Consider the following 24,589-nt stretch of genomic DNA (forward strand, 5'->3'; position numbering starts at 1 on the left):
AGGAGGCGTGTAAAATATACTACGTAAAACTAATTAAAGGTCAATCTTTCTATGCTTTTGATCATCGTTTCTTAATATCCGAGGAAAAAGAGGTTTCAGAGAAAATTTTTAATTACTTACGCCGGAATGAATTCTTCGAAGTACGTAAAGAAGAGTTTTCTGCCTAGCGTTTGAAAAATATTAAGAAACAACTCACATAAAAGTGTTACTAATTTTATCTATTTTTTATTTTTTGAGAAAAGTGAGACGTATTATCTACGCTCTTGCTTTTTTTATTTTCCCTACACATACTTTTCCTTTGAATTTACTTGTAAGTTTTTTTGTCTTTTTAGTTACCCATCGCATCACTTAATCCATCATTTTTCCACAAATCAAAAAGATTGAAATCCACTAATGAAACACGTAATATAGACTCTGACTCTAAAAAAGGCGCGTTAAAAAATAATGAATAAATTAGGAGGTTTTATATACGATTTTTTAATTTTAAAAGACTGAGAGGTTTTAATTATGTGGCGTAATAAAAATGTTTGGATTGTATTAATTGGGGAGTTTATCGCTGGTCTAGGGTTATGGCTTGGTATTCTTGGTAACCTTGAATTCATGCAAAAATACGTTCCTTCTGATTTCATGAAATCAGTTATATTATTTATCGGACTGTTAGCTGGCGTTCTAGTTGGTCCAATGGCTGGTCGTGTCATTGATCAGTATGAAAAAAAGAAAGTTCTTCTTTACGCTGGATTTGGTCGTGTTATTAGTGTTATTTTCATGTTTTTCGCTATTCAATATGAAAGTATCGCCTTTATGATTGCTTTTATGATTGTACTTCAAATTTCAGCGGCATTTTATTTCCCTGCATTACAATCTGTAATCCCACTCATCGTTCGTGAACATGAGCTATTACAGATGAACGGTGTACATATGAATGTTGGTACAATCGCTCGTATTGCAGGTACTTCACTAGGTGGAATTCTTTTAGTTGTAATGAGTTTACAGTATATGTATGCCTTCTCAATGGCAGCATACGCTTTATTATTCCTCTCAACTTTCTTCCTACAATTTGAAGATAAAAAATCAGCTACATTAAGTAAACAATCAGCTAAAGATAATAGTTTTATGGAAGTATTTCGTATTTTAAAAGGAATCCCTATTGCTTTTAAAGCACTTATATTAAGTATTATCCCTCTTTTATTTATAGCTGGATTCAATTTAATGGTTATTAACATTAGCGAAATGCAACATGACCCAACAATTAAAGGATTCATATATACAATTGAAGGTGTAGCGTTTATGTTAGGTGCATTCGTTATTAAACGTTTATCTGATCATTTCAAACCTGAAAAGTTACTATATTTCTTCGCATTTTGCACCGCTTTTGCACACCTTTCGTTGTTCTTTAGCGATATTAAATGGATGGCACTTGCCTCATTTGGTTTGTTTGGATTTAGTGTTGGCTGCTTCTTCCCTATTATGTCGACAATTTTCCAAACGAAAGTCGAAAAAAGCTATCACGGACGTCTCTTCTCATTCCGTAATATGTTTGAAAGAGTTATGTTCCAAATTGTCTTACTCGGCACAGGCTTCTTCTTAGATACGATTGGATTACAGTATATGGTTCTAATTTTCGGAGTCATTTCATTGTTGATTATTTTTATTTCCCTATCTAAGCAGAAACAATTTGAAAAACAAACGTCACAATCTGCAAATTTATAAAGTGAAACTTTAATCAGTGAGGGGTTTGTTCATCTCCCACTGCCCACAAATAGCGAGATAAAACTAATACTTCTTAAGACTGGATCAAGTATTTTACTTAATCCAGTCTTTTTCAATTCCTAAGATTAAACTTTATATACTTTGTATAGTCCAAATTTTTAAAGGTGGATCGCCTACTGTTTTCGAATACAATAAACAATAGATTTTTCAAAAAGGAGCTGTGGAAATGTCTGTTGATATGCAATTATTAATTACCCTTCTTTTTTCATTAGTTATGTTTGGCGTCCTTAATTTTTTAGCCATTTCCCTATCTCAAAATAACTTTAAAAGAAGAATTGTTGCAGGTTTCTTATTTTTACTGTTAACTCCCATTATCTTTTTGACTACTACAGCATTCGCTTCTATATTCGATAAAGGTGGTTTTGGTGCAGCTAACCTAGCCTTTATTATTACAGATGTATATATTGTAAACGGAATTTTCATTCTTCTTTCCGCTTCATTTATCCTCAAAAGACATAACATAAGATAGACTGTTAGGCATGAATCTGGTATTACACTAGATTCATGCCTTTTTATTTTGAAAATCTCATCTTTATCCAAATTTTTATGTGAAATTTAGTAATTCTTTATAAAAATTTAAACTTTATTTTTTACAATATTCCTATCGTATTCGCACGTTTATAAAAACTAATAAGAAAGGAGTACACAATGAAAAAGTTTCTACTTGTTTTTCCTATATTAGTCGTTCTACTTAGTGGATGTAGCAATAATGATATATACGGCTCTTGGGAAGTCATTGATAATAAAAAAGGTGAATGCCCTGTATATTATAAATTTGAAACAGTTGTAAAAGAAGAAAAGAAAGAAAAGGTTGTTCACAATTTAGTGGAAATGCAAACAACAAATAAAAAAGAGGATTTATTTAAAGGAACGTTTGTTAAAAATTCTAACGTTTATCATATTGATTATGGTAACTCGTTTACATCAGATCAATCTTTAAAAGTTGTCGATAATAAATTAAATGTATACTTTTTTACAACTGAAAAAACATGTACATATAAAAAAACAAACAATTAATCTCCATTTATAACGTAGAAAATATTTTCTGCGTTATTTTTATTTCTCTCCTTATTATCCTCCCTCTAAATTTGTCAATCGTTTTAATTTTCATAAAAAAATGATAAAATGTAAACATGTGTTTTCAGAATAATTAAAAACGCAGAAAGAAAACACTGTTTTTAGGAGGGATTTTGATGACTTACACGTTAGCAACTAGAATGAAAGCATTCCAATCTTCTATATTTAGTGAATTAGGGGCCTATAAAAAAGAGAAAATTGCAGCAGGTCATAAAATGATTGATTTAAGTATCGGGAATCCCGATATGCCTCCTGCTGATTTCGTAAGAGAAGCAATGGTACATACAGCAAGTGCAAAAGAAAGTTACGGATATACGTTATCTGGTATTCAAGAATTTCACGAAGCTGTAACTGAATATTACAACAACACTCATAATGTTATATTAAATGCTGAAAAAGAAGTTTTATTATTAATGGGTTCACAAGACGGACTCGTTCATTTACCTATGGTTTTTGCAAATCCGGGAGATATAATACTAGTTCCTGATCCAGGATATACAGCTTATGAAACAGGAATTCAAATGGCCGGTGCAACATCTTACTACATGCCATTAAAGAAAGAAAATGATTTCTTACCTAACTTAGAAGTTATCCCTAAAGAAATTGCCGATAAAGCGAAGATGATGATTTTGAACTTCCCAGGGAATCCAGTTCCAGCAATGGCTCATGAAGATTTCTTTAAAGAGGTAATTGCATTCGCGAAAAAACATAATATTATCATTGTCCATGATTTTGCTTATGCTGAATTTTATTTTGATGGTCAAAAGCCAATTAGCTTCTTATCTGTACCTGGTGCAAAAGAAGTTGGTGTAGAAATAAACTCTTTATCAAAAAGTTATAGTTTAGCAGGTAGCCGTATTGGATATATGATTGGAAATGAAGACGTTGTTGGTGCACTAACACAGTTTAAATCGAATACAGACTACGGTGTATTTTTACCAATTCAAAAAGCAGCATCTGCTGCACTAAGAAATGGCGCAGAGTTTTGCGAGAAAAACCGAAGCATTTACCAAGAACGTAGAGATACTTTAGTGGACGGATTCCACAAATTCGGTTGGAATGTCGATAAACCAGCTGGAAGTATGTTCGTTTGGGCTGAAATTCCGAAAGGATGGACTTCTCTAGAGTTCGCTTATGCACTTATGGATCGTGCAAATGTCGTTGTCACACCAGGCCATGCTTTCGGTCCTCACGGCGAAGGCTTTGTACGTATTGCACTTGTTCAAGATAAAGTAGTATTACAAGAAGCAGTTGAAAACATTAAAAATAGCGGTATTTTCTCTATTGAAAAAATAGAAGAATTAGTTAAGAATTAATAATAACTCCCCTGCTTAACTTTAGCAGGGGTATTATTATTCCTGGAGGTACGATATGAATATTAAAGATACTCTTCCACATCGCTATCCATTTTTAATGATCGATAAAATTACAAACGTTAAAGAATCTCAATCAGCTACAGGATACAAACTGATCACAAATAACGAGTGGTTTATTAATAACAATCAAAACTATATGCCTCATATGCTAATTGTAGAAGCACTCGCTCAACTTAGTGCTTTTGTAAGTACAGGTGAATCTGAAGGACTTGGTTTCCTCTCCTCTTTAGATGGGGTGGAATTTCATGAAAATGCGTATCCCGGTGATAAACTTGACTTACATTATGAATTAACACGTAACAGACGAGGTTTTATTCTTGGGAAAGGAATTGCCTCTGTAAACGGTCAATCAATCGTTACCATTGAAAAGCTATTAATATATCAAGCTGATTAAACAGATTACATAGTAAGGAGTAGAAAAATGCGGAATGTTGTTGGTATTGATGCTGGGGGAACATTAACAAAAATTGCTTACTTTAACGAAATGAACAAATTAGTTTTTGAAAAATTTTATTCATATGAACAAAAAAGAATTAAAGAATGGCTTCATAATAATAATTCAATTACACAATTATGCATTACAGGTGGTAAAGCTAAACAGGTAGAACAACTACTTTCAGGTTCATATAAAATAGTAGAATTAAACGAGTTTGAAGCTACTTTAGCAGGCGTACGCTACATACTAAAAGAAGAAAAACGTGCTATAAACAACTTTGTATTAACAAATATCGGTACAGGTACTTCCATTCACTATGTTCACGACAAGCAATACGTTCGCGCTGGGGGAACTGGCGTTGGCGGTGGTACTATTATGGGCCTTTCAAAACTATTAACAAATATAGATCATTTTGAAGATGTGATTCCGCTTACGAATATAGGCTCCAGAAAAAGTCTAGATATTACAGTTGGAGATATTTATGGTGGGATTCTCTCCCCTATTGATAATAACTTAACTGCTAGCAATTTCGGAAAAGCGGCCATTACAGATTTAAATTATAGTAGTTCAGATATACTAGCTACCGTTCAAGGACTTGTCGGTGAAGTCGTCACAGCATTAAGCCTTCAATTCGCCGAAACGAAAAATATTGACCATATCATTTACATCGGTTCTACTCTATGTAATAACGTACATCTTCAAAGTATTATAAGTAGCTATACAGAATATCAAAATAAAATACCAGTCTTTTTACAAGACGGCGGTTATAGTGGTGCGATTGGTGCTTTACTTCATGGTACGAAATAAAAAAGCTGACTTTTGTCAGCTTTTTTGCAATGGTACTTCAAATTCAATAATTGACTCTCCATTCTCACCAATTCGTTCCACACTAATTCTATTAATTACACAGTCCAACTTCTCATGAAAACTAGGAATCCCCTTCGCTATTTCAGTTGCTAACTCCGCGCTACCTTTTCTCCCAACTGTTACATGTGGTATGTATGGAATATCCGTTCTCAAAAATTGTAGTAAAGGACCTGTATACAATCTATCGTGCAATTCTTCTATTTTCTCTTTCCCTATCACTTAGATTCCCGCACAGGATGTTCATCAAAAAATTGCTTTCGAAAATCTTTATTATTAACTAGCTTTTCTATTTTTTCTTGATTACCGTAAAAGAAGTTCATTACGATTCCCTTATTCCATATAAGATCATCCTTTGGCAAATCATTAAATTCTTTATAAAGTATGGGTAAAAGTTCTTCTCTTTTCAATGCAAAACTTTGATTTTTAACCTGAAACTCACACCCTTTCGCATTTGGTACTAAAATTGCAAGATAAATAGCATTAAAGAGAAAGTTCTTTTTCATCGTATCCTTCCCATCAAACCAATACGTCTCAATCATGTCATCTGTAAGATTTCCATTCTCTTTTGCACCATATTTCACTTTAATATTTTCATTTTCTAAACTGATACTTTGAACTGTTTCTCCACCAGATAAGTTTTTAACAATCGCAAACACGTCGGAATTATTTCCAACGTATGTCCCCGTATATTTTTTAAAAACCCCAGGTTCAATATGTGATATTTCTTTTATTTGTTCCCCATTAGAACAAGCAGTAACAAATAAAAAAATTGTTAGCATAACACCTGCTATTCTAATCATATACTTCATTAGACACCCCCAAGTTCTATTTATTATCCAATCTATACAATGTATCCATTAAAAACCCTTTAAAATATACGCATTTTAATCAAAATTAAAAATTTTCAATTTTTATGTTTACAATTATCCATTAATTGTATATAATTACTAACGTAAGAAAAATATTCTAAAAGGAGGTCGAAGGAAATGATGAAATTACAATTAGATGCTTTAACTTTAGCGTTAACTGCACCTGTGTTTTTCGGACAATTAAATATGAATTCGACCACCCTAATGGAGAATTGAAAATCGCACTTTATTTCTATTAATTCATAAATTCGCCACAGGAGGTCGTATACTTTCCTGTGGCTTTTTCACGCCCAGCCATAGGAGAACGATATCTTCCTGTGGCTTTTTTGTGCGATTTTTTAGTCTCATACATTATTTTTTAAAGAAAGGAGCAACATTCGATGACTATTAGCGTATTGTTTTTAAGTATTACGATTCAAAGAAATACACTTTCCAAAGCTGAAATTCTTCATAATGAGCAAATTGCAAAAGCTATGAATGATGTTAAGGAGCGCCAAGTGCTTTATTGTGATCACCTGTAATTCCTTTTCGAAAGGAGGAATTCGTCTATGACTTTTCATATTTTCTTTTTTACGACAGCACTTCAGAAAAAAACGTTATCTGAAGCTGAAATATTTCGTAAACAACAATTAAAACAAACTATGGATAAAATAACGGACATTAAAAGTTCGTATTATACACAAATGTATTAAAAATATTTTTTAAAGGGGTAATAATCTAATGAAATTTAAAGCTTTCTTTTTAACAATCACCATTCAAAAACGCAAACTTTCAAAAGGTGAAATTTCTCACGAACAACAAATTAAAAATATTATGGACGGAGTAAAAGAGCGCCAGTCCTCTTATTACAATCGTCTTTACTAAATAAATTATAAAGGGGCAATATCCTAATGAAATTTAAGGCTTTCTTTTTAACGATTACCATTCAAAAACGTAAACTTTCAAGAGATGAAATTTCTCGTGAACAACAAATTAAAAATATTATGGACGGAGTAAAAGAGCGTCAGTCCTCTTATTACAATCGTCTTTACTAAATAAGTTATAAAGGGGTAATATCCTAATGAAATTTAAAGCTTTCTTTTTAACGATTACCATTCAAAAACGCAAACTTTCAAAAGATGAAATTTCTCGCGAACAACAAATTAAAAACATTATGGACGGAGTAAAAGAGCGCCAGTCCTCTTATTACAATCGTCTTTACTAAATAAATTATAAAGGGGTAAAAATCCAATGAAATTCAAAGTATTATTTTTAACAATTACCATTCAAAAAAATAAACTGTCTGAGTTTGATATGCTTCATGGCCAACAAATTGAACAGGCAATGGACAACGTAAAAGAACGACAAAGTCATTATTGTAGTCACCTGTAATTCCTATTCGAAAGGAGGAATTCATGTATGAAGTTTCACCTTTTCTTTTTAACCATTACGATTCAAAAAGAAACTATATCTGCAAATGAAGCAAAACAAGAGGAACAGTATAAAAAGATTATAGATGAAATTCGTGATCGTAGAAGCAAGTACTACACTCACCTATAATTGTTTGAACTTATATTAGAAATGAAAGGAGTCGATTATGATGTTAATGACGCAGTGTAAAGAGATGATTTGGATAGTTCAGAGGGATTCCACATAGTTTATAAAGTTTATTTAACAAAAAATTATCGCCTGATTTGATGTGTAAAAAATATATAATAATAAGTATTTCATACACTCTAAAAAAATAAAAGATACACCAATTTAAGCGGTGTATCTTTCTCAACATATTCTATTTCCGTTTACTTCGTTTCGTCTTAAACAATCTCACTAAGTTCGAAACAACTGTTTTCGTTACCGCATAAACAGGCACTGCTAAAATCATTCCGATAATTCCCGCGAAATTACCTACCCCTAAAATAAGGATGATAATTGTTAACGGATGGATGTTTAATTTCGAACTCATAATACGTGGAGATATGATGTTACTTTCAAACTGCTGTACAATTGTTACAATAATAATTACGTACAGAGCTTGCATCGGAGATACGAACAGCCCTACAATTACAGCTGGTGCTGCTCCGATAAATGGACCTAAGTTCGGAATTATATTTGTAAATGCTGCGATAATCCCTAAAACGAAAGCATACGGTAAACCGATAATTAAATAACCAGTAAATGTAAAGGCACCTATAAATAAACAAACGAGCGCTTGCCCTTGAATATATGCAGATAATGTTTCGTTCGTTTCCTTTATGATACGAAGTCCTTCTTCACGGTAAGACTCTGGTAATACACTAACAGCTTTTCCTGGAAATGCATGTCCATCTTTAAACATATAAAATAAAATGAACGGTACTGTAAAAATAACTAACGCCACGTTCGTGATAATACCAAATAAAGCCGTTGCACTCGACGTAATTGTGTTTGGTATTTCCTTTAAGTATTCAATCGCATTTTTCTCAATTGTTTCAATGGAAACGTAGTTTTGTGTAGATAACCATTCAAATAACCTATGATGGGATAGATCTTGTATGTATACTTTCCCCTCTTTTATATAAGTCGGCATGTTTTTCACTAGATCCATTAGCTGTTGTGAGATGGTTGGAACAACTACTCCAATAGCAACTCCAGTTAATGTGATAATAAAAAGATACAGTAGTAAAATCGCTAAACCTCTAGGTACTTTTTTATTCTCCAAAAAGACTAACAATGGGTTAAATATGAAGTATAAAAATAACGCGATTAAAATTGGGAAAAATAATGTTGATATGAAGATACCAATCGGTTGAAATAGAAACGATATTTTTGTGCAAATAAATATAATTCCTACAACCATCAGCACTTCTAATGTCCAAAAGTGCACTTTCGATTTCAAAAAAACGTCCTCCTTTAAACTAGCACTTCTCTTCATTGTACCAAATTAAACTTAGATTTCACATAATATTTTCCTTTACAATATTCCAAAATCCCATTAAATACACTACAATGAGATTACAGACAAATTTGCAGGTAAAGGTGATAAATATGACACAATGCATCATTTGCAGAAAAGATACGAAAGAACTTAGTGAACAATATGTCATTCCAGAGATATTATGTGGATATTATTTCACAAACTCAATTTGTGATTCCTGTCATGAACATATGACAACAAATATTGACCGTCCTTTAATTAGACATAAATTAAGTCAATATAAGATTGAGCAAATGAAAAAACAAATCGACTCCCCTCTCTATACGAATGAACATGGTGAGGAGCTAGCAGCCGCTGAGACAGATGTAGTCGAAGTAAGTGATGAGATACTTTATTCTAATGCATTAATTATGAAACTATGTAAAAAGCACGATATTTCATTACATAATGAAATTTGGAAAGAGGAGCGCGTAACAAAAGTAGCTAGTTCTATTCAACGTGAATTGCTTTTAGATAACCGTAAATATAAGATGAGTGTATTAAAAATGGCCTATACTTTTGCTGTACAAACAATTGATGGCTACTTTGACGATCCAGATGCGATTGATATTTCTACCATTCTATTAAATGCCGATTTCATGGAATTAAAGGAAAAGAGTATCGTTCGTGACTTAAGCAAAAGCTCTTTATGGAATACATTAAATACAACGAGCGAAAACCATTACTTTATTTTACTTAGTGATAAAGACGGTCTGTTCTGCTTCATTCGCCTATTTGATATTTTTGATGTTGTTGTTCATTTATCAGAAAAAAGATACAATCTTCCATCACCAATTGTCGGCGTAAATAATGTAGACAAAAAAGGATTTTTTGTGGAAAGTTTAAAACAGTATATGGATGGGCTATTTAAAGAAACTACACGTTCTATTTAATCCACATAAGAACATACGGTCTCCTTTCTTCATGAAAAGACACTGTGTTATAATGAGTATGAAAAGAACAATACAATCACATAAAACAATTAAAAACTGTATATAAATAAAAAAGACTAGTGTGCGGCTACACACTAGTCCACGTAACTTAGCAGATTGGATTGTTCATTTATCCTATTTGTTTCGTACAAACACAACAACCCACATTCTATAGGCATAGGTGGGTTGTTATTTTTTGAGTTTGTCAATTAAGACGACAATAAACGTTAACAATGCAATGAGAAACAGTCCACCTTGCAGTAACAACGTAATTTCACTCACTTATTATCACCCCCCTCCTACTCGGAGAAGTGATAATTGAACAACCAACCGTACCATAAGTTACCTCTTAATTTTATCATATTTTTTAATTGTTTACGACGAAAACCCGCAAGCTATTAAGTTGCGAGTTTTTTTATTTTTCACTATTTTTACTCCTATTTCAACTTCTCCATAACCGCATCATAAAATTTCCGTTCATCGTCTACATTTAAGTGAATACGACTTACTGTTTTAGAAAATCCATATAACAACTGTGCTTTAATTGGCTCTTTTAACGTTATTTCAAAAGTTGCAGGTTCTTTTATAAATTCCATAACAGTTGCGTCAAGAACCTCTTTCTCTTCTTCTTTCGTTAAAGGTTCGCCTTTATAAAACGCAATGTTATCAATTTGTGTATATGGTATAACGATTTTCTTTCCTAATCCAATTTGAATGATCACTTTTTCTTCCGCAACGATAATTGGATTTTTACGCATCGCTTGGATTTCAGCTAAAAAATAAAACATCGCATATATGTTCAAAATGAGTAAAATCCAAGCTATAACTGGATTCCATTGATGAAGTAAATAATGAAAACCGATACTTTCAATTAATGTTGCATGAATAATCATGATATAAACACCTATTGCACCGGTCTTCTTATGATATGAATATATGAATTCACTTTCTAGTACTTTTTCACGCCACGATAAAAAAGCATAATAGAGTAATTTACACTCTGTTAGAATGATATTTACTGTCTTACTTCTCTTCATATTAGCATCAAATGCTGCATCAATCGCATAAGAAAATGAAGAATACTCACTTCTATATTCTTTATATCGTTTTATTATTTTAGGAAGTACTCTTATAATTTTATATATCAGAATCAGTTCAAAACATACGAACACAATTTCTCCAGCAACTATTACATACGAAACAAATGAAAAAGCTTGTAAATAATCACTAGGAATTATAAATCTTGCGAACACATATCCAGCTATAACTACAGGAAACATATACGTTAACGAATATCTTTTCCTTATAATAAAGAAATATGTGATGATTGGAATTACAAACATAAAATCTAATAACGAACCAAGCACTACTTCTTTCGGGGCAGCTGGCACTATTGGAAGGGCATACAATAAATAGTTTGATAACATAATTAAAGATATGAGCCCAATCCAAATGCCTTTTCGCCTTCGTGAAATTGATGGATTCATTCCTTCTCTCCTCTATTCAAAAACCTCATTTAAATGATCTTTATAAAATGAAATGGCACGTTCAAATTCTTTTACTTCCTCTATTTTTACGACCATTTCAAGTAGTAATTTCATCGCGGATTCATGATCGTTTACGTTATATTTTGCTAATGATAAAAATACTTTCATCACGTCATTTTCCGGGAACTTCTTTATCCCTGCTTCTAATACAGTAATCGCTTTATCATATTCCCCTATACAACGATACGTACTGCCAAGACCGATATACGCACCGCGAAGTGATTCACCATCAAGTCCGTTCGCAATCGCCTGTTCATAATACGGAACCGCCTCCATTTCAAGACCCATGACATCATGTATCCAAGCGCATTGATATAGCACTTCTGCATCTCTCGTAAAATTTGTTAATCCTATAAGTATCTCTCTAGACTGCGCATATTTCTTTTCATTTCTAAGTTTAATAGCTTGCTTTAATAAATGTTCCATACAATCCACTCCTCACAAAATGTTCATTATGCATATATCATGTATTACACATTTACGAGCAGCTAATGGCCTATTCCATTGATTTGATTCAATTTAATACTTAGTGAGGGATACGTTCCCCCACTAAGTTAATATTAACTCCATTATATACTATGCGACTGCAGCTCTTTCTAAAAGCTTAAATTTACATCGCAGTAATACGATTGCATAAACGCTCTAACATATTGACAATTTCTTTTGCAGTTTCATCTTTCCCATTACATAACTTCACATTACCATCTTGTCCAATGACGTGATGCACGGCGCCGCGGGAATATAAAGAATGCGGTGAGTTCGCTACCATCACACTCGCTTTTGCACCTTCCATTCTTTTGCTTGCTCTTTCAATAAGTTCTGCTTCATTTACATCACTTTCAAGTTTAAAGCCAACGAGTATCGTTTCTGGATCCCAACTCTTTATTTGTTTTAATATTTTTGGCGCTTTTTGAAAATGAATAATTGGTGCGATATCACTTGAAATCTTTCCGTTCATATTAAGAACATTTCCATCTTGATCACAAATTTTTTCGACAACCCAATCTGAGCCAGCTGCAGCCATAATAACTGCATCTACTTTTTCATGTGTAATAATACTTTTCATCTTATCTTGTAAATCAATAATCCCTTCAAATGGGTGCAATTCTAATTGGTTATTTACAGCCATTGGCTTCTCAGCAAAGTAGCCATGCAAATATATTACATTTGCTCCTTTTGTCATTAGCTCTTCTGCAATGATTCTTCCAATCGTACCTTTTGCTAAATTTGTATGTCCGCGTACTTGATCCCATTTTTCTAGGCAACCGCCGCTCGTAATTAATACTTTTTTCCCCTTCATAATAACCATCCCTTACTGATTTTTCGCACGAAACCACTCTGTTCCAAAGTCAACTGCATCACGTTGCCTCATAAAGCGGCACGTTGCATTCCCTATCTTCCCACGCGTAACTGTTCCTTTACGCTCATATTCAACTCCGATTTCTACAAACGTGTCAGAATCGTAATCCATTTCAACGAATTCTTTCCATACTCTTACCCCTTCTTCTATAATAGGCGCTCCTACCTTTATTAACTCACGTGCACCTGTACGTACCTCAGATAAATGTATGGACGTATTGGAGTCATAACCGACACCAAGTAATAATATGTATCCATCTAAATCGTATATTTTTCGTAATGGCGATTCTTCACCAAAACTTATGGAAAGTGAATGATTCGCTGTAATTTCTTCTGCGTGTTTCCCCCATGCTGCAAAACTACTGAGCGGATGATTACTGCGCAATACATTCGGATATGTACGAAAACATTCAACTACTTCTCCCATTGCCCTTGTTGGTGTTATACGTGGGTCAAATGCTGGGACGTTATCCCGAATAATTTGCCACCAGTCTTTTGGTACAGGTGGTCTTGACCAATGTTTTGGATCGGATAAGTCTGAAGATTGGGTTGGCATAATGATTGTTCCCTCTTCCGTAATGACTTTCATTAACGCCTCTACTACTGCAACTGCTCCGCCAGATACCCAACCAATCGAACTTAATGATGAATGAACAATAACTGTCATTCCTTTTTCTATCCCTAATTCTTTTAAATCATTTGTAATTGTTTCGATTGTATTTGGAAGTTGTGTACTCGCCACTATTTCATTCATTTTCACGATTGTTCCCCCATTTTACTTTAAACTAATACATACATATATTATCATATTTTTCTTAATTTTTAACATAATCATTTTCAAACAAAGCATAAAAATAGCTGTTCCAATTCTTTCTCTGCCAACAGTTCCTTTTTCCTTGCAAACCTATTTATTACCTATACCCTTCATTTTTAAATTTGTCTTAATGTTTAATCCTTTGTGAAATTTCATACGCCGTATGTGAATTTATTTATTTTTACATTCAAATTATATAAAAACAATGGTAAGATTACTTCGATTTATCTTACTACTTTAAGGAGGTATTTTTATGAAAAAAATTGTCGGGTTGTCTCTAGCTTTTGTTTCTGTCATATCTATTACCATTCCTTCTTCGACATTTGCAGCAAATCATTATGACACATTCGGAGGGAAGTTAACGGGTGGTGTAGGAAATTGGGGGAAGTCCACACAATATTATTGGATTGATAGTTCAGCTTCTGGAGAATCCTCTAGAATTAATAGTTCTATGAGCGCTTGGGTTCATACAGGTAAAATTGTATCGACGCCTATTTCTTTTAGAAATACTTCAAACAAGCCTTCTAGTGTAATAGATATTTACAAAGGCAATTATTATCCACGTTCAAGTGGTATTCTTGGTGAAACAAAATTTTATAGAAGCGGTAGTCAAATTGATCCGTCTTCTAACTATTCTTGGGCAAAAATTCAACTCAATTCATCGTCATTCGATTCTCTAAATACTTATCATAAGTCAGGAACCATTGCTCATGAAATGGGACATGCATTTGGCCTTGCTCATAACAATTATGAAGGTGACTCTATTATGTGTCAGTTTGGCTCAGGTAGAACTGTAAATACACCAGATTCAGGTTCACTTTACGGAATTAACTCATTGTATTAATTAGTATTCTATATTAGGAATGGAGTGAATTATATGAAAAAGAAATTTATTGCGAGTGGACTTATATGTATCATATTAACTTCAAGTGTTGCATTTTATATTTATAGTGGTTCACAAGAAGTAGAAATGAAGCAAAGCTCTCCCGTATCTTTGCTAAAAGTATCATCAAAAAAATCTGTTTTCAAAACAAACGATATTACACAAGTAATTCATAAGGCCGACTTTGAAAAAACATATAATGATGTAAAAGAATTAGCTTTAAATGCTGATATTATAGTAGAGGGGACAATTATTGAATCTCAGTATTTTGATTTTAATACAAATACATTTACGCGTTCAAAAATTCAAGTTTCAAAAAGCTTTAACAATGCAGTGAACCCCGGTGATATAATTCAATTTATTGAAATTGGTGGTGTCACAACAAAAGGTAAATTACAAGAGTATGATCCAGAAAAAATTAAAATACAAAAAAATGAATTAAACGAACCGATTGAAGTTTTACTAGATGGTGCTCCAACTTCTAAAAAGAATGAAAATGTTCTTCTATTTGCCAAAGAAGATATGGAGGATTTTTTCAAACTTAAAGAAAAAGTGTTCATTTCTTTAAATTCTTATCAAGGTAAATTTACAATTGATGAGAATAACAAAGTAAAACGGTATACTGAAAAGTATGATCACAAACTAAACAAACCGGCTTCTCATTCTACTAATAAATATAATTCAGGCGAAGCAAATTTATTAAATGATACTTCCTTAGAAACTACATTACCTGATATGGAAAATCAAATTACTAGTAGTTTGAAAAATAATTAAGAGAATAATAGTGTTTTCATGAGATATGTAAAAGTAAAAAAGAAGCCGTCCAAAAAGTATTCTGGGACGGCTTTCTTTTAGTAATAGGTTTTGTCATATTTTGTCGTTAAGTCGATATAATGTGAATTGTGTTCGATATAATTTCATTTACTATCGTTATCTTAACAAAAAGATTAAACTTTTGGGACAGCCCCTTTTTACGCTACGCTGTTATTTTTTCTTCTTTTTTCACAACTACAGCTACATAACTATGCAATATCATTCCGACAATAACGAGGCTCATTCCAATCCACGATAAAGAAGACGGGATTGGAGCAGATAACCAGATAAGCTCTCCTACTAACGCAAATAAAACTTCACCAGACTGTGTCGCTTCGACTGTTGCTAATTTTTGCGGATCATCTTTTACAAGATCTGTCGCATAGAAGAATAATACTGTCGCAATTAAACCTGAACTAATCGCAACGATAAAACATTGAAAAACTTGACTACTTGACGGTAAACCGCTTGTAGATACTTCGTAACCAGAAAGTAAAAACCAAAATGGTAAACTTGCTAATGTCATACCGAGAACTCGTTGGAAGACATCTAATTCGCCCTTACATACTTGCATCATTTTTCTATTTCCAAGTGGATACGCAAACGCTGCAATGAGTACCGGAACTACACATAAAATGGTTTCACGAATTCCTAAAGAAGAAGCGTGTTCTACTTGCATAAGAACAACACCGAATAAAATAATGCCTGACATTACTAATTCCTTCATCGGAAGCTTCTTATGTAATGGGTCTACCGCGAAAAATGGTGTTAATAAAATTCCTGCAACTATCGTAATTTGCCAAGTTGAAGCAACGAGCCACCCCGGTCCAAACGCACCCGCGAAACTAAGCGGTGCATAAAAGAGACCAAATCCAACAATACTCCATAACAACCATTCTTTCGGATTGTTTTTCATATATTGAAAGAGTTGTTTTAAGTTCCCTCTATACATAACAATAAGTAATAGCATGGGAACCATAAAGTAATACCGTAGTGATGCACTCCAAATCCAACTTCCGCCTTCTAAGTCCATCGACCGGTTTAACACAAAGGTAAAGGCAAAGAAAAACGATGCCACTATCCCTACTGCAATAGCTTTCATTATAAAACCCCTTGTTTAGTTTCTTGTTATACTATACAACAAAATGAATATAATTAATATTCGAAAATCTCATTATGGATGTAGTCTTTAAAGAAACAACACCATATTTTCATCATCACTATACACACCATTCATCTTTATAGCTCTTTTTTCAATTGCATACGTTTTAAAGCCCATTGATTCGTACAATTTTTTTGCTGGTTCGTTTGTGGATACAACCCCTAAGTTCAATTGCTCTAGTTCTATTTCTCTCGCTCTTTGAATTGCATTTGCAATTAACTCACGTGCCAGTCCATTACGTCTATTTTGTGCATCTACATACATCGCAACGATATGACCTTTATGTTTATATGCCTCTTTCTCTTCTGTTAGTAAAGTGACAACTCCAATTAATTGATTTTTCTCATTAAAAGCACCGAATGTACAACTAGTTGTAGCTGTTAAATTACTTTCCACTCGCTTAATAGGATTTTCCTGGCGAATCGCCTCTTCATAAGTTGTTACAAATGCCTCTGGGTTTACTTGTAATGCTTGTAAACGTAAGTCCCAATATTGCTCCGCATCTACTTTAGAAAGTAATCGAATCATTTTCCCTATCCCCTTTAAGTTTACATAATATTTTTATAGACTATTAAATAAAAATTGATATTCTTCTTTTAACATACTATAACGATAGCGATGAATGAACTTACCTTGACGTAATCGATCATTTCTCATTATTCCTTCACAAACAAATCCAGCTTTTTCATAACTCTTTCTTGCTTGTAAATTATCTTCGTCTACTCGTAGCCAAACTTTTTCTAATTGGAATTCAGAAAAGCCGATTTGTAACATACTGTATAGAGCTGCCATTCCATATCCTTTACCCCAATATTCTTTATTTCCAATTGCAATCCCTAGTTCGGCATTTTTATTTGTATTATCAAAGTTTTTTAGGTCTACCCATCCAATGTGTATACCTTCCTTTGTAACGATAGCTCGTTGTTCATAACCATTCTCTCGACTTATGCATGCTTCAATCCACCTTCTCGTATCTTCACGAGTGAACGGTGGATATTGATTTGGTACAACTAAATGCTTTGTTACTTCTGTATCTAATGACCATTGATATCGATCTTCTACATTGTCTAGTGTCAATTCTCTTAATTGAACGAATGGTATATTCACTTTGCTATCCCCTTCTCATTTCCCTATAGAAAATCCTTCGAACATTCTTCCTCCGTATTGATCTAGCGTGTTTTCTACAAACGTAATTAATTCATTTTTCTCCTCTGTTTTATAAAAATGATCAAAAGCCGCTACAAAATGTTCTGCATATTGCTCGTCATACCTTCTTAACACTCTAATAAACCATTTTGAATTTCCAAGCCATTGACCATTTACCCTTAAAACATATTCATGTACTAAATCAGCTAATAAATTTGCGATGAACAATTCTTCTTCTCTCTTTGTTGCACCAATGAAGTCATCCAAAGTATCCGTAATAAAATAGCGTTTCTGTTTCATCGTTTCTTCTGACCATTTCTCTGGTCCTTTATTTAATAATCCATTCGCTTCTCTTTTGAGTATCTCTACAATTTTATCTTTACCTTTTAATTCAATCCCTTCTGAAACTAATTGAGGTAATGAAGGTCGCCCGCGCTCACAATCACTTTTAAAAAAGGTTTTGTACGTTTCAAAATTATGTACGAATACTTCAACAGGCCAGCCATTACTATAGAAAGATTCTCTATAACAAGATGACAAACTTTGGTCAAATATTACAATATCAAGGTCAGATGTTTTCGTAGCCTCTCCTCTAGCAACACTTCCCCCTAGTAAAGCAACATCACAATTCGAAAATTGTGATGTAATAATACTTCGTGCCGCTTCAATTGGTTTCATAGCCTTTCTCCTTCTCTTATTTTACTTTCTTCTTTTCAGCTCTTTCTCGTGTCTTTTTAATATAGGATTCTGCATCTGGTGTTTTGCATGACGTTTCACCGTGATCAACTTCTACTTTTCCAACTTCACGTGAGATTTCAATTGCTTGTTGCTCTAAAGCTTCATTTCGAACCCCTAACGCAATTAAAGCTCTATTCATCGCTTCTCTTTTACGATTTTTTTCATTATGTATATGAACTTTAATCTCTTCTAAATACGGTAAGAAAAAGTCATCGTCAAACGTTTTATTTTTTATTGCGATATTCGCTAATAATGACCAACCAGCTCTTCCAATCCATTCATCATCAGACTTCGTCCATTCTTCCATTCTTTCTATCGCGATTGGCGACGTACATATAGCTGTCATAAGAACGTCCATTAAACAATAATAATCAACATCTTGAACCCATCTATTTAGCTGTTCTGACGTTAGTTTCTTCGGATCTAAAACCATTGTTGCTAAAGTCATTGCGTCCATATTTTTTGTTTCCCATAATGAGATTGCTAAATCATGATCTTTTTTTATCTTCTTTTTCAACAATTTTAAATTTGCAAAACTAACTCCAAATAACGGCTCTTTCGCCCCATGGTTTTTATACGTCTTACGAGTTTGTTCTGTCCCATATTCTTCTAGTTGCTGCATTACTTCTTCAAGTAACATAGGTCCACCTCTTTTATATATTCTGTTGACTTCACATATGTATGTACGATATATTCTACATTACTTTTTGGTTTTCCTATATTTATTTTTAAAATACGGTATGTGAAATTTTAAAACTGGCCTCAAAAAATCTTTTCATCTTTTTAGCCCATAACCATTTCACTTCCTAAGCAATGCAGTATAAGTTGGTCCAATCTATATCGTTGGACCGATAATCTATTAATAAGAATGACCTTTCTAAAGGAATGTTTAAAACGTATAAAAGCCACTTTCCTTAAATGAAGAGAAAAGGGCTTTTATAATTTAAAGTTACTTATTTCTATTTTTATGCTGTAAATTTTACTAATCCGCAATTACTCATTTTCTTTTTTCTCTTTTCTTTCTTCGGAAGGTTCTTCAGTTGGATCTGGCTCCTGTTCATCCTTTTTATTTAACTCATTATTTTTTTCTTTAGAAGGATCTTGCTGTTTATTCTCATCCTGTTTTCTTTGCTCAGAAGGTTCCTCCGTTGGATCTGGTTCCTGTTCATCCTTTTGAGCTGTATTACACCCAAATAGCAGTCCTACTGTAAATATGCTTGTCATACATATAGAAAGTATTTTTTTATACTTCAATTAAAGCACCTCCTAAAATTAATATCCTTTGTAGTGTTTCCTATTAAAGATTAAGATTATCCATTTTTTTATCCCATTTATTTAAGACGCAATTATTATAAAATCTTGCATACTTTTGGACAAACTTTTTTGCGCTTGTAAAAAAGTTTTTTTGCATTTCCCCCTCTAAAATTGCTAATATAGTAGAGTAGAACTTTTATAGAGAGTAGGAAAATTATGCACAATGGAATTCGGATGACAACTTTAGTGAAAAGGGCTCTGTTGATTTGCGCCGGGGTATTATTTACATACGAAGCTGCTTACGGATCAACACATATCGCTCTAGCAAGTACAGAGGATGACGCTAAATCTGTTCAACTTGTAAGTGAAATTCAAACATCCCTTGCTCCGAAAGAAGCTCCAAAGCACTATAACGGGCAAGTTAGAAAAGTCGCTTACTTAACATTTGACGATGGTCCTGGAAAATACACAGCTGAGCTTTTAGATATGTTAAAGAGTGAAAATGCAAAAGCAACATTCTTCCTAATTGGTTCAAACGTAAAAGCTTTCCCTGATCTTGTAAAACGTGAAGATGCTGAAGGCCACTATGTTGGGATGCACAGTATGACTCATAACTACAAGAAGCTTTACACAGAAGGTCATTACGTTGATGAAATGAAAGAAGACCAAGGCTTAATCGCTGGCGTTCTAGGCAAATCACCAGTATTAACTCGCCCATCTTACGGCTCAATGCCAGGATTAAATGAAGCCCTTCGCAACAAAGTTGTTGAGAATGGTTTAAAAGTATGGGATTGGACAATTGATTCATTAGACTGGAAATACAACAAAATGCCAGTTGATGCTGCATCTGCTAAAATCGTAGAAAACGTTCTAGCTGGTGCTACAAATCCAACAGAAGTTATTCTTATGCACGATATTCATCCACAATCAGTTAAAGCAGTACCTGGAATTATTAAAGGGCTGAAAGAAAGAGGATATGAATTAGAAAGCTATCATGAGAACGAACACTTCCCATTAAACTTCTGGCATGATAATCGTATTTAATGAAAAAGACTTGATTTCCTCTAGTAGGTTATCAAGTCTTTTTATTATCGTTTTGGGAATTTCTTTCGCTGCTCTTCAATAGAACGAATAATATTCTCTCTATTATCTTGAGTGATACTGATAGAGAATTCGTACTCCTCTTCCTTACACCATGAGGGATTAAGTTCCAGCGATAAGCGAATGATAAGGTGAAACTCCCCATCTTTTTCTCCCATAAATTCAAACGCTAAATTTATCCGTATTTAAATATAAAATTTTCACTCTTACATCAGTCATTAACGTACTCATTACGATGATTATGTATGCTGATTTAATTCTTTTACCGATTTACTTGCAAAATGGACGAGGTTTCACTGCTTTTGAATCCGGTTTACTTCTATTACCTGGCGCTGTAATTAATGCCTTCTTATCACCTATCACAGGTAAAATGTTTGATAAATACGGGGCAAAACCACTCTTTATTACAGGTTTAATATGTATCATTATATCAATGTGGGGTGTAATTGACTTGACCGAATCCACCACTTATATGTATTTAATGGTTCGTACTATTATTCTACGCATTGGACTAAGTTTCATTTCGATGCCTTTAAATACAGCAGGTTTAAACGCTTTACCAAGAGAATTGGGTTCACATGGCTCCGCAGTGAATAATACCGTACGTCAATTAGCTGGTGCTATAGGAACAGCAGTCATTATCACTGTGTATACAATTCAATCCACTTCACATACTTCACAGTTATCTAGTGAGAACGGAAGCATATCAGCTATGCAAGTAACGAAATTAGCTTCTATCTTCAGCTCAAGTGATGCCTACGTATTTATGTTAGTCTTATCCTTTGTAGCTTTGATTATTGCATGTTTTATGCCTAAAAAAGTAGCACTCCAAAAATTCGAAAGTAAATCTTAAAATAAAAAATCCTACCCGTATGGAATACGAGTAGGATTTTTTATTATTTATTTTGTTTCCCCGTCTTCAGTCGTCTTCACCTTCGTTTTATCTTTATCACGATTGTTATAGTTATATTTAGAAGGTTCTACTGGTGTAAATCCTTCTGGTGTGTAGAATCGTAATAAGTCACCGTTAACAACTTGATCGGAGTATTTTAGTGATTTTTGAACCATTTGTTCATTTTGTTTTATTTCATCTGTAAATTCTACAGGTTTCCCAGTCGCTGTATCATAATATTTGCCGTTAAGTGCTGTAACTGTTGGGCTTACGTAGTTACCGTTACGGAACGGAACGACTTGTTTATGCTCTGGTGATAATAAATCTGACCCGAATTGGACATAATTTTTCGTATCTGTACCTAGTAAGTGTAATAACGTTGGTAGAACGTCAATTTCTCCGCCGTATTGATGTTGTACACCGCCTTCCATTCCTGGTACGCGAATGATTAAAGGTACACGTTGTAATTGAGCATTTTCAAATGAGTTCATTTCTTTACCCATTATTTGAGACATTGCTGCACTATGATTATCTGAAATACCGTAATGGTCACCGTACATAACGATAATTGAGTTATCGTATAAACCAGATTGTTTCAAGTAATCAATGAATCCTTTTACAGATTCATCTAAATAGCGTGCTGTTTGGAAGTACGTATCTACTGATGAATCACCTGTTTTCGCTGGTTCAATCGTTGCCTCCGCTTTATCAATCGGATAAGGGAAATGGTTCGATAACGTAATGAACTTCGAATAGAACGGTTGCTTCAACGTTTGTAATAACGGAATTGATTCATTAAAGAACGGTTTATCTTTTAAGCCATAGTTTACTACATCTTTTTCATTCATATCATAGTATGACGCATCAAAGAATTTATTAAAACCAAATGATTTATAAATTTCATCACGGTTCCAGAACGTTTTGTAGTTACCGTGGAACACTGCTGATGTGTATCCTTGTTGACCTAAAATAGCTGGTGCTGATTGATACGTGTTATTAGCTTTATTTGTAAAAACAGATCCTTGTGGTAATCCGTACATTGAGTTCTCTAACATAAACTCCGCATCAGATGTTTTACCTTGTCCTGTTTGATGGAAGAAGTTATCAAAGTATAACGTATTCGCATCTTTTGTAAATGAGTTTAAGAATGGTGTAACCTCTTGGCCATTTAGCTTATAGTTTAGTAAAAAGTTTTGGAATGACTCTAAATGAATATAAATTACGTTCATTCCTTTTCCTTTACCGAAGTACTCAGGATTTGGACTTGCATATGTTGATGTAAGATAGTTTCTAACTTCTGTCATATTATCTCCATCCGCTAATGCTCGTTCTGTTGATGCTTTCGCACTTTGAATACCATCATAAATCGTAAAGTTATACACTCCTAAATATTTCACAATATAATTGCGGTCAAACGTTCTAGTTAATAACTGAGGACGATCCGATTCTGCGAGTCCTAGGTTAATACTAAAGAATAAAATACCTGCTACAAATACTAGCGATAATTTATGCTTCGCAACACGGATTGGTTTAGGATTTACAAATTTCGTTGCGACTAAAACAATTAAAATGATTGTATCTAAGAAATATAGTGGATCATATAAGTGTAGCAATGCAAAAATACTATTACCTAAATCTCCAAAGTTATTCGATTGTGTTAATGTCGGGAACGTAATAAAATCGCTGAAAAAGCGGTAATATACTACGTTTGCGTATAAAAGTATAGACATTAGCAAATTAATAATAATTAACCAAATGTAAGCTCGTTTCCCTTTTGCGAATAATGCAAGTCCTAAAAATAGAACTGCTGAGCTTAACGGGTTAAAAAACAGTAAGAACTTTTGGATTGTATTCGATATCCCTAAATTAAATTCTATCACATATGCTGCATATGTTTTTAACCAAAGTAAAATAACTGCAAATACGAAAAATCCAAAATGATTACTTAATACTCGTTTACTCTTTAATAACAATTGTTGCATCTCTCCACCTCTTTTAATCATCCAAGGCTTATTTTGTATAAGTCTTTCTCTCTATTCAATTTTTCTTCTTCACATAGATTTTATTTATTTAACTATATGAAGAATATTAGTAATTATAATTTGAAGTTATTATTTATTCAACTATTTCTTTCTAAACATTTTGACCTTGGTTTCTATTTAACAAAATACATTTGTAACATTTCCTGTTTTCTCCCAAGACTCATCCACTAATTATGACTCCACAAACTATAATCCTTTATTTCCTCATTTGCAAACTAATCTATCTCCAATTTTGGTACATATTTCACATAAGAAAAAGTGTAGTTTGAAGTAATTGCTCAAACTACACTTTTTCTACAATCCTATCCTTTATAACTAACTTCCCCAATTACTCGATAATCTTTTCCATCACGATGATCAACAATTTCCTAACTTACTCCTACTTCAGGAGTATTTTCCGTTACTTTATTCGTCCCTTCCAATGTAAAAAACCATTTCTTCAGGTGCAACATCAAAATTTCTTATCATCACTAATGTTATTTTTGAATAATTATTCATTTTAACTCTCCACCACTTCATATTAAAACGAATGTTTTTTTCTTGAAAATATTACACAAAACCCCCGCTCTCATAAAAGAG

At 33.3% G+C, this 24,589-nt stretch carries 32 protein-coding genes and 3 pseudogenes; 19 read left to right on the forward strand and 16 right to left on the reverse strand.

The window, feature by feature from the left end; genetic code table 11:
* Positions 1-14: 14 nt before the first annotated feature.
* The 7 genes from NSQ47_RS08605 to coaW all read left to right on the forward strand — a co-directional run bounded on the left by NSQ47_RS08605 (position 15) and on the right by coaW (position 5,466).
* A complete protein-coding gene (locus tag NSQ47_RS08605; protein ID WP_078174330.1) occupies positions 15-167 on the forward strand; it encodes a YqbF domain-containing protein in 153 nt (50 codons plus the stop codon).
* Between the two features lie 340 nt (positions 168-507).
* A complete protein-coding gene (locus NSQ47_RS08610) occupies positions 508-1,710 on the forward strand; it encodes an MFS transporter (protein ID WP_002161443.1) in 1,203 nt (400 codons plus the stop codon).
* A gap of 226 nt (positions 1,711-1,936) precedes the next feature.
* Complete coding sequence (locus tag NSQ47_RS08615; protein WP_341036644.1) at positions 1,937-2,239, forward strand: hypothetical protein; 303 nt, start codon at positions 1,937-1,939, stop codon at positions 2,237-2,239.
* Between the two features lie 179 nt (positions 2,240-2,418).
* Positions 2,419-2,787 carry a hypothetical protein gene (locus tag NSQ47_RS08620; protein ID WP_002161441.1) on the forward strand — a complete coding sequence of 123 codons (369 nt, stop codon included), beginning with the start codon at positions 2,419-2,421 and terminating at the stop codon, positions 2,785-2,787.
* Between the two features lie 176 nt (positions 2,788-2,963).
* Positions 2,964-4,163, forward strand: coding sequence for an LL-diaminopimelate aminotransferase (locus NSQ47_RS08625; protein WP_340824338.1), 1,200 nt, complete (start codon positions 2,964-2,966; stop codon positions 4,161-4,163).
* A 55-nt stretch (positions 4,164-4,218) separates the two neighbouring features.
* Positions 4,219-4,617, forward strand: a complete 399-nt coding sequence (locus tag NSQ47_RS08630; RefSeq protein WP_016105142.1) for a 3-hydroxyacyl-ACP dehydratase FabZ family protein — start codon at positions 4,219-4,221, stop codon at positions 4,615-4,617.
* 27 nt (positions 4,618-4,644) lie between these two features.
* Positions 4,645-5,466: a type II pantothenate kinase gene (gene coaW / locus NSQ47_RS08635; protein WP_341036646.1), complete on the forward strand. Its 822-nt coding sequence runs from the start codon at positions 4,645-4,647 to the stop codon at positions 5,464-5,466.
* Between the two features lie 15 nt (positions 5,467-5,481).
* On the opposite strand, the pseudogene NSQ47_RS08640 reads toward coaW, so the two are convergent.
* Positions 5,482-5,739: pseudogene (locus NSQ47_RS08640) on the reverse strand (hypothetical protein); the annotation flags it as partial.
* Positions 5,740-5,741: 2 nt separating this feature from the next.
* A complete protein-coding gene (locus NSQ47_RS08645) occupies positions 5,742-6,335 on the reverse strand; it encodes a DUF4825 domain-containing protein (RefSeq protein WP_340824345.1) in 594 nt (197 codons plus the stop codon).
* A gap of 440 nt (positions 6,336-6,775) precedes the next feature.
* Here NSQ47_RS08645 and NSQ47_RS08650 point away from each other — a divergent pair, with 440 nt between their 5' ends.
* From NSQ47_RS08650 to NSQ47_RS08680, 7 genes are read left to right on the forward strand one after another with little or no spacing between them, the layout of a single operon-like run.
* Entirely contained in the window at positions 6,776-6,916 is a 141-nt protein-coding gene (locus NSQ47_RS08650; protein ID WP_002110421.1) for a YrzI family small protein, read from the forward strand.
* A 27-nt stretch (positions 6,917-6,943) separates the two neighbouring features.
* Positions 6,944-7,087: a YrzI family small protein gene (locus NSQ47_RS08655; protein ID WP_000142704.1), complete on the forward strand. Its 144-nt coding sequence runs from the start codon at positions 6,944-6,946 to the stop codon at positions 7,085-7,087.
* A 28-nt stretch (positions 7,088-7,115) separates the two neighbouring features.
* Positions 7,116-7,259: a YrzI family small protein gene (locus tag NSQ47_RS08660; RefSeq protein ID WP_256415964.1), complete on the forward strand. Its 144-nt coding sequence runs from the start codon at positions 7,116-7,118 to the stop codon at positions 7,257-7,259.
* Between the two features lie 26 nt (positions 7,260-7,285).
* A complete protein-coding gene (locus NSQ47_RS08665; protein ID WP_002120144.1) occupies positions 7,286-7,429 on the forward strand; it encodes a YrzI family small protein in 144 nt (47 codons plus the stop codon).
* Between the two features lie 26 nt (positions 7,430-7,455).
* Complete coding sequence (locus NSQ47_RS08670) at positions 7,456-7,599, forward strand: YrzI family small protein (RefSeq protein WP_016100548.1); 144 nt, start codon at positions 7,456-7,458, stop codon at positions 7,597-7,599.
* A 26-nt stretch (positions 7,600-7,625) separates the two neighbouring features.
* The gene (locus tag NSQ47_RS08675; protein WP_070146635.1) at positions 7,626-7,766 is read left to right on the forward strand and encodes a YrzI family small protein; all 141 of its coding nucleotides are present in this window, start codon (positions 7,626-7,628) and stop codon (positions 7,764-7,766) included.
* Positions 7,767-7,793: 27 nt separating this feature from the next.
* Positions 7,794-7,934 carry a YrzI family small protein gene (locus tag NSQ47_RS08680; RefSeq protein ID WP_241875651.1) on the forward strand — a complete coding sequence of 47 codons (141 nt, stop codon included), beginning with the start codon at positions 7,794-7,796 and terminating at the stop codon, positions 7,932-7,934.
* Between the two features lie 229 nt (positions 7,935-8,163).
* Here the strand turns inward: NSQ47_RS08680 and NSQ47_RS08685 are convergent, their stop codons facing one another.
* Positions 8,164-9,249 carry an AI-2E family transporter gene (locus tag NSQ47_RS08685; RefSeq protein ID WP_002110426.1) on the reverse strand — a complete coding sequence of 362 codons (1,086 nt, stop codon included), beginning with the start codon at positions 9,247-9,249 and terminating at the stop codon, positions 8,164-8,166.
* A gap of 149 nt (positions 9,250-9,398) precedes the next feature.
* Here NSQ47_RS08685 and NSQ47_RS08690 point away from each other — a divergent pair, with 149 nt between their 5' ends.
* The gene (locus NSQ47_RS08690) at positions 9,399-10,220 is read left to right on the forward strand and encodes an HNH endonuclease (protein ID WP_002110427.1); all 822 of its coding nucleotides are present in this window, start codon (positions 9,399-9,401) and stop codon (positions 10,218-10,220) included.
* 228 nt (positions 10,221-10,448) lie between these two features.
* On the opposite strand, the gene NSQ47_RS08695 is transcribed toward NSQ47_RS08690, so the two are convergent.
* From NSQ47_RS08695 to NSQ47_RS08715, 5 genes are all read right to left on the reverse strand, one after another.
* Positions 10,449-10,541, reverse strand: a complete 93-nt coding sequence (locus tag NSQ47_RS08695) for a putative holin-like toxin (RefSeq protein ID WP_087945754.1) — start codon at positions 10,539-10,541, stop codon at positions 10,449-10,451.
* A 155-nt stretch (positions 10,542-10,696) separates the two neighbouring features.
* Positions 10,697-11,746 (reverse strand): hypothetical protein, encoded by a 1,050-nt coding sequence (locus tag NSQ47_RS08700; RefSeq protein ID WP_340824356.1) that lies wholly within the window; start codon positions 11,744-11,746, stop codon positions 10,697-10,699.
* 12 nt (positions 11,747-11,758) lie between these two features.
* Entirely contained in the window at positions 11,759-12,232 is a 474-nt protein-coding gene (locus NSQ47_RS08705) for a tetratricopeptide repeat protein (RefSeq protein WP_002161428.1), read from the reverse strand.
* 184 nt (positions 12,233-12,416) lie between these two features.
* Positions 12,417-13,106: a phosphopantothenoylcysteine decarboxylase domain-containing protein gene (locus NSQ47_RS08710; protein ID WP_340824357.1), complete on the reverse strand. Its 690-nt coding sequence runs from the start codon at positions 13,104-13,106 to the stop codon at positions 12,417-12,419.
* A 12-nt stretch (positions 13,107-13,118) separates the two neighbouring features.
* Positions 13,119-13,919: an aminoglycoside N(3)-acetyltransferase gene (locus NSQ47_RS08715; RefSeq protein WP_340826900.1), complete on the reverse strand. Its 801-nt coding sequence runs from the start codon at positions 13,917-13,919 to the stop codon at positions 13,119-13,121.
* A 313-nt stretch (positions 13,920-14,232) separates the two neighbouring features.
* Between NSQ47_RS08715 and NSQ47_RS08720 the strand changes: the two genes are divergently transcribed.
* Together NSQ47_RS08720 and NSQ47_RS08725 are read left to right on the forward strand one after the other, a co-directional pair.
* The gene (locus NSQ47_RS08720) at positions 14,233-14,823 is read left to right on the forward strand and encodes a hypothetical protein (RefSeq protein ID WP_002161425.1); all 591 of its coding nucleotides are present in this window, start codon (positions 14,233-14,235) and stop codon (positions 14,821-14,823) included.
* A gap of 33 nt (positions 14,824-14,856) precedes the next feature.
* The gene (locus tag NSQ47_RS08725; RefSeq protein ID WP_340824361.1) at positions 14,857-15,636 is read left to right on the forward strand and encodes a hypothetical protein; all 780 of its coding nucleotides are present in this window, start codon (positions 14,857-14,859) and stop codon (positions 15,634-15,636) included.
* A gap of 202 nt (positions 15,637-15,838) precedes the next feature.
* Here NSQ47_RS08725 and NSQ47_RS08730 read toward each other — a convergent pair whose 3' ends face one another.
* The 6 genes from NSQ47_RS08730 to NSQ47_RS08755 all read right to left on the reverse strand — a co-directional run bounded on the left by NSQ47_RS08730 (position 15,839) and on the right by NSQ47_RS08755 (position 19,975).
* Positions 15,839-16,777, reverse strand: a complete 939-nt coding sequence (locus NSQ47_RS08730) for a DMT family transporter (protein ID WP_078174309.1) — start codon at positions 16,775-16,777, stop codon at positions 15,839-15,841.
* Between the two features lie 87 nt (positions 16,778-16,864).
* Positions 16,865-17,365 (reverse strand): GNAT family N-acetyltransferase, encoded by a 501-nt coding sequence (locus NSQ47_RS08735; protein WP_286097669.1) that lies wholly within the window; start codon positions 17,363-17,365, stop codon positions 16,865-16,867.
* Positions 17,366-17,398: 33 nt separating this feature from the next.
* Complete coding sequence (locus NSQ47_RS08740; protein WP_340824367.1) at positions 17,399-17,944, reverse strand: GNAT family N-acetyltransferase; 546 nt, start codon at positions 17,942-17,944, stop codon at positions 17,399-17,401.
* Positions 17,945-17,959: 15 nt separating this feature from the next.
* Positions 17,960-18,661, reverse strand: coding sequence for a nucleotidyltransferase domain-containing protein (locus tag NSQ47_RS08745; protein ID WP_341036648.1), 702 nt, complete (start codon positions 18,659-18,661; stop codon positions 17,960-17,962).
* A 16-nt stretch (positions 18,662-18,677) separates the two neighbouring features.
* Positions 18,678-19,361 (reverse strand): DNA alkylation repair protein, encoded by a 684-nt coding sequence (locus tag NSQ47_RS08750; RefSeq protein WP_340824372.1) that lies wholly within the window; start codon positions 19,359-19,361, stop codon positions 18,678-18,680.
* Positions 19,362-19,714: 353 nt separating this feature from the next.
* The gene (locus NSQ47_RS08755) at positions 19,715-19,975 is read right to left on the reverse strand and encodes a hypothetical protein (protein WP_002161418.1); all 261 of its coding nucleotides are present in this window, start codon (positions 19,973-19,975) and stop codon (positions 19,715-19,717) included.
* Positions 19,976-20,191: 216 nt separating this feature from the next.
* On the opposite strand from NSQ47_RS08755, the gene NSQ47_RS08760 reads away from it, so the two are divergent.
* Positions 20,192-21,019: a peptidoglycan-N-acetylglucosamine deacetylase gene (locus NSQ47_RS08760; protein ID WP_340824376.1), complete on the forward strand. Its 828-nt coding sequence runs from the start codon at positions 20,192-20,194 to the stop codon at positions 21,017-21,019.
* A 44-nt stretch (positions 21,020-21,063) separates the two neighbouring features.
* Here NSQ47_RS08760 and NSQ47_RS08765 read toward each other — a convergent pair.
* Positions 21,064-21,261 (reverse strand): annotated as a pseudogene (locus NSQ47_RS08765) (WapI family immunity protein); the annotation flags it as partial.
* On the opposite strand from NSQ47_RS08765, the pseudogene NSQ47_RS08770 reads away from it, so the two are divergent.
* A pseudogene (locus tag NSQ47_RS08770) lies at positions 21,246-21,929 on the forward strand (MFS transporter); the annotation flags it as partial. The pseudogenes NSQ47_RS08765 and NSQ47_RS08770 overlap by 16 nt on opposite strands.
* A 47-nt stretch (positions 21,930-21,976) precedes the next feature.
* Here NSQ47_RS08770 and NSQ47_RS08775 read toward each other — a convergent pair.
* Positions 21,977-23,950 (reverse strand): LTA synthase family protein, encoded by a 1,974-nt coding sequence (locus NSQ47_RS08775; protein WP_341036651.1) that lies wholly within the window; start codon positions 23,948-23,950, stop codon positions 21,977-21,979.
* Positions 23,951-24,589: the final 639 nt, after the last annotated feature.

The organism is Bacillus sp. FSL R10-2780 (assembly GCF_038006125.1).
In the GTDB taxonomy this organism is placed as follows: Bacteria; Bacillota; Bacilli; order Bacillales; family Bacillaceae_G; genus Bacillus_A; species Bacillus_A cereus_U.

Coding starts and splice junctions, on each gene's coding strand:
- NSQ47_RS08660 (WP_256415964.1), top strand. CDS start 7,116: ATGAAATTTAAAGCTTTCTTTTTAACAATCACCATTCAAAAACGCAAA.
- NSQ47_RS08710 (WP_340824357.1), bottom strand. CDS start 13,106: ATGAAGGGGAAAAAAGTATTAATTACGAGCGGCGGTTGCCTAGAAAAA.
- NSQ47_RS08615 (WP_341036644.1), top strand. CDS start 1,937: ATGTCTGTTGATATGCAATTATTAATTACCCTTCTTTTTTCATTAGTT.
- NSQ47_RS08655 (WP_000142704.1), top strand. CDS start 6,944: ATGACTTTTCATATTTTCTTTTTTACGACAGCACTTCAGAAAAAAACG.
- NSQ47_RS08630 (WP_016105142.1), top strand. CDS start 4,219: ATGAATATTAAAGATACTCTTCCACATCGCTATCCATTTTTAATGATC.
- NSQ47_RS08670 (WP_016100548.1), top strand. CDS start 7,456: ATGAAATTTAAAGCTTTCTTTTTAACGATTACCATTCAAAAACGCAAA.
- NSQ47_RS08760 (WP_340824376.1), top strand. CDS start 20,192: ATGCACAATGGAATTCGGATGACAACTTTAGTGAAAAGGGCTCTGTTG.
- NSQ47_RS08650 (WP_002110421.1), top strand. CDS start 6,776: ATGACTATTAGCGTATTGTTTTTAAGTATTACGATTCAAAGAAATACA.
- NSQ47_RS08645 (WP_340824345.1), bottom strand. CDS start 6,335: ATGAAGTATATGATTAGAATAGCAGGTGTTATGCTAACAATTTTTTTA.
- NSQ47_RS08775 (WP_341036651.1), bottom strand. CDS start 23,950: ATGCAACAATTGTTATTAAAGAGTAAACGAGTATTAAGTAATCATTTT.
- NSQ47_RS08700 (WP_340824356.1), bottom strand. CDS start 11,746: ATGAATCCATCAATTTCACGAAGGCGAAAAGGCATTTGGATTGGGCTC.
- NSQ47_RS08610 (WP_002161443.1), top strand. CDS start 508: ATGTGGCGTAATAAAAATGTTTGGATTGTATTAATTGGGGAGTTTATC.
- NSQ47_RS08625 (WP_340824338.1), top strand. CDS start 2,964: ATGACTTACACGTTAGCAACTAGAATGAAAGCATTCCAATCTTCTATA.
- NSQ47_RS08665 (WP_002120144.1), top strand. CDS start 7,286: ATGAAATTTAAGGCTTTCTTTTTAACGATTACCATTCAAAAACGTAAA.
- NSQ47_RS08690 (WP_002110427.1), top strand. CDS start 9,399: ATGACACAATGCATCATTTGCAGAAAAGATACGAAAGAACTTAGTGAA.
- NSQ47_RS08720 (WP_002161425.1), top strand. CDS start 14,233: ATGAAAAAAATTGTCGGGTTGTCTCTAGCTTTTGTTTCTGTCATATCT.
- coaW (WP_341036646.1), top strand. CDS start 4,645: ATGCGGAATGTTGTTGGTATTGATGCTGGGGGAACATTAACAAAAATT.
- NSQ47_RS08705 (WP_002161428.1), bottom strand. CDS start 12,232: ATGGAACATTTATTAAAGCAAGCTATTAAACTTAGAAATGAAAAGAAA.
- NSQ47_RS08745 (WP_341036648.1), bottom strand. CDS start 18,661: ATGAAACCAATTGAAGCGGCACGAAGTATTATTACATCACAATTTTCG.
- NSQ47_RS08680 (WP_241875651.1), top strand. CDS start 7,794: ATGAAGTTTCACCTTTTCTTTTTAACCATTACGATTCAAAAAGAAACT.
- NSQ47_RS08750 (WP_340824372.1), bottom strand. CDS start 19,361: ATGTTACTTGAAGAAGTAATGCAGCAACTAGAAGAATATGGGACAGAA.
- NSQ47_RS08675 (WP_070146635.1), top strand. CDS start 7,626: ATGAAATTCAAAGTATTATTTTTAACAATTACCATTCAAAAAAATAAA.
- NSQ47_RS08725 (WP_340824361.1), top strand. CDS start 14,857: ATGAAAAAGAAATTTATTGCGAGTGGACTTATATGTATCATATTAACT.
- NSQ47_RS08730 (WP_078174309.1), bottom strand. CDS start 16,777: ATGAAAGCTATTGCAGTAGGGATAGTGGCATCGTTTTTCTTTGCCTTT.
- NSQ47_RS08715 (WP_340826900.1), bottom strand. CDS start 13,919: ATGAATGAAATAGTGGCGAGTACACAACTTCCAAATACAATCGAAACA.
- NSQ47_RS08735 (WP_286097669.1), bottom strand. CDS start 17,365: ATGATTCGATTACTTTCTAAAGTAGATGCGGAGCAATATTGGGACTTA.
- NSQ47_RS08620 (WP_002161441.1), top strand. CDS start 2,419: ATGAAAAAGTTTCTACTTGTTTTTCCTATATTAGTCGTTCTACTTAGT.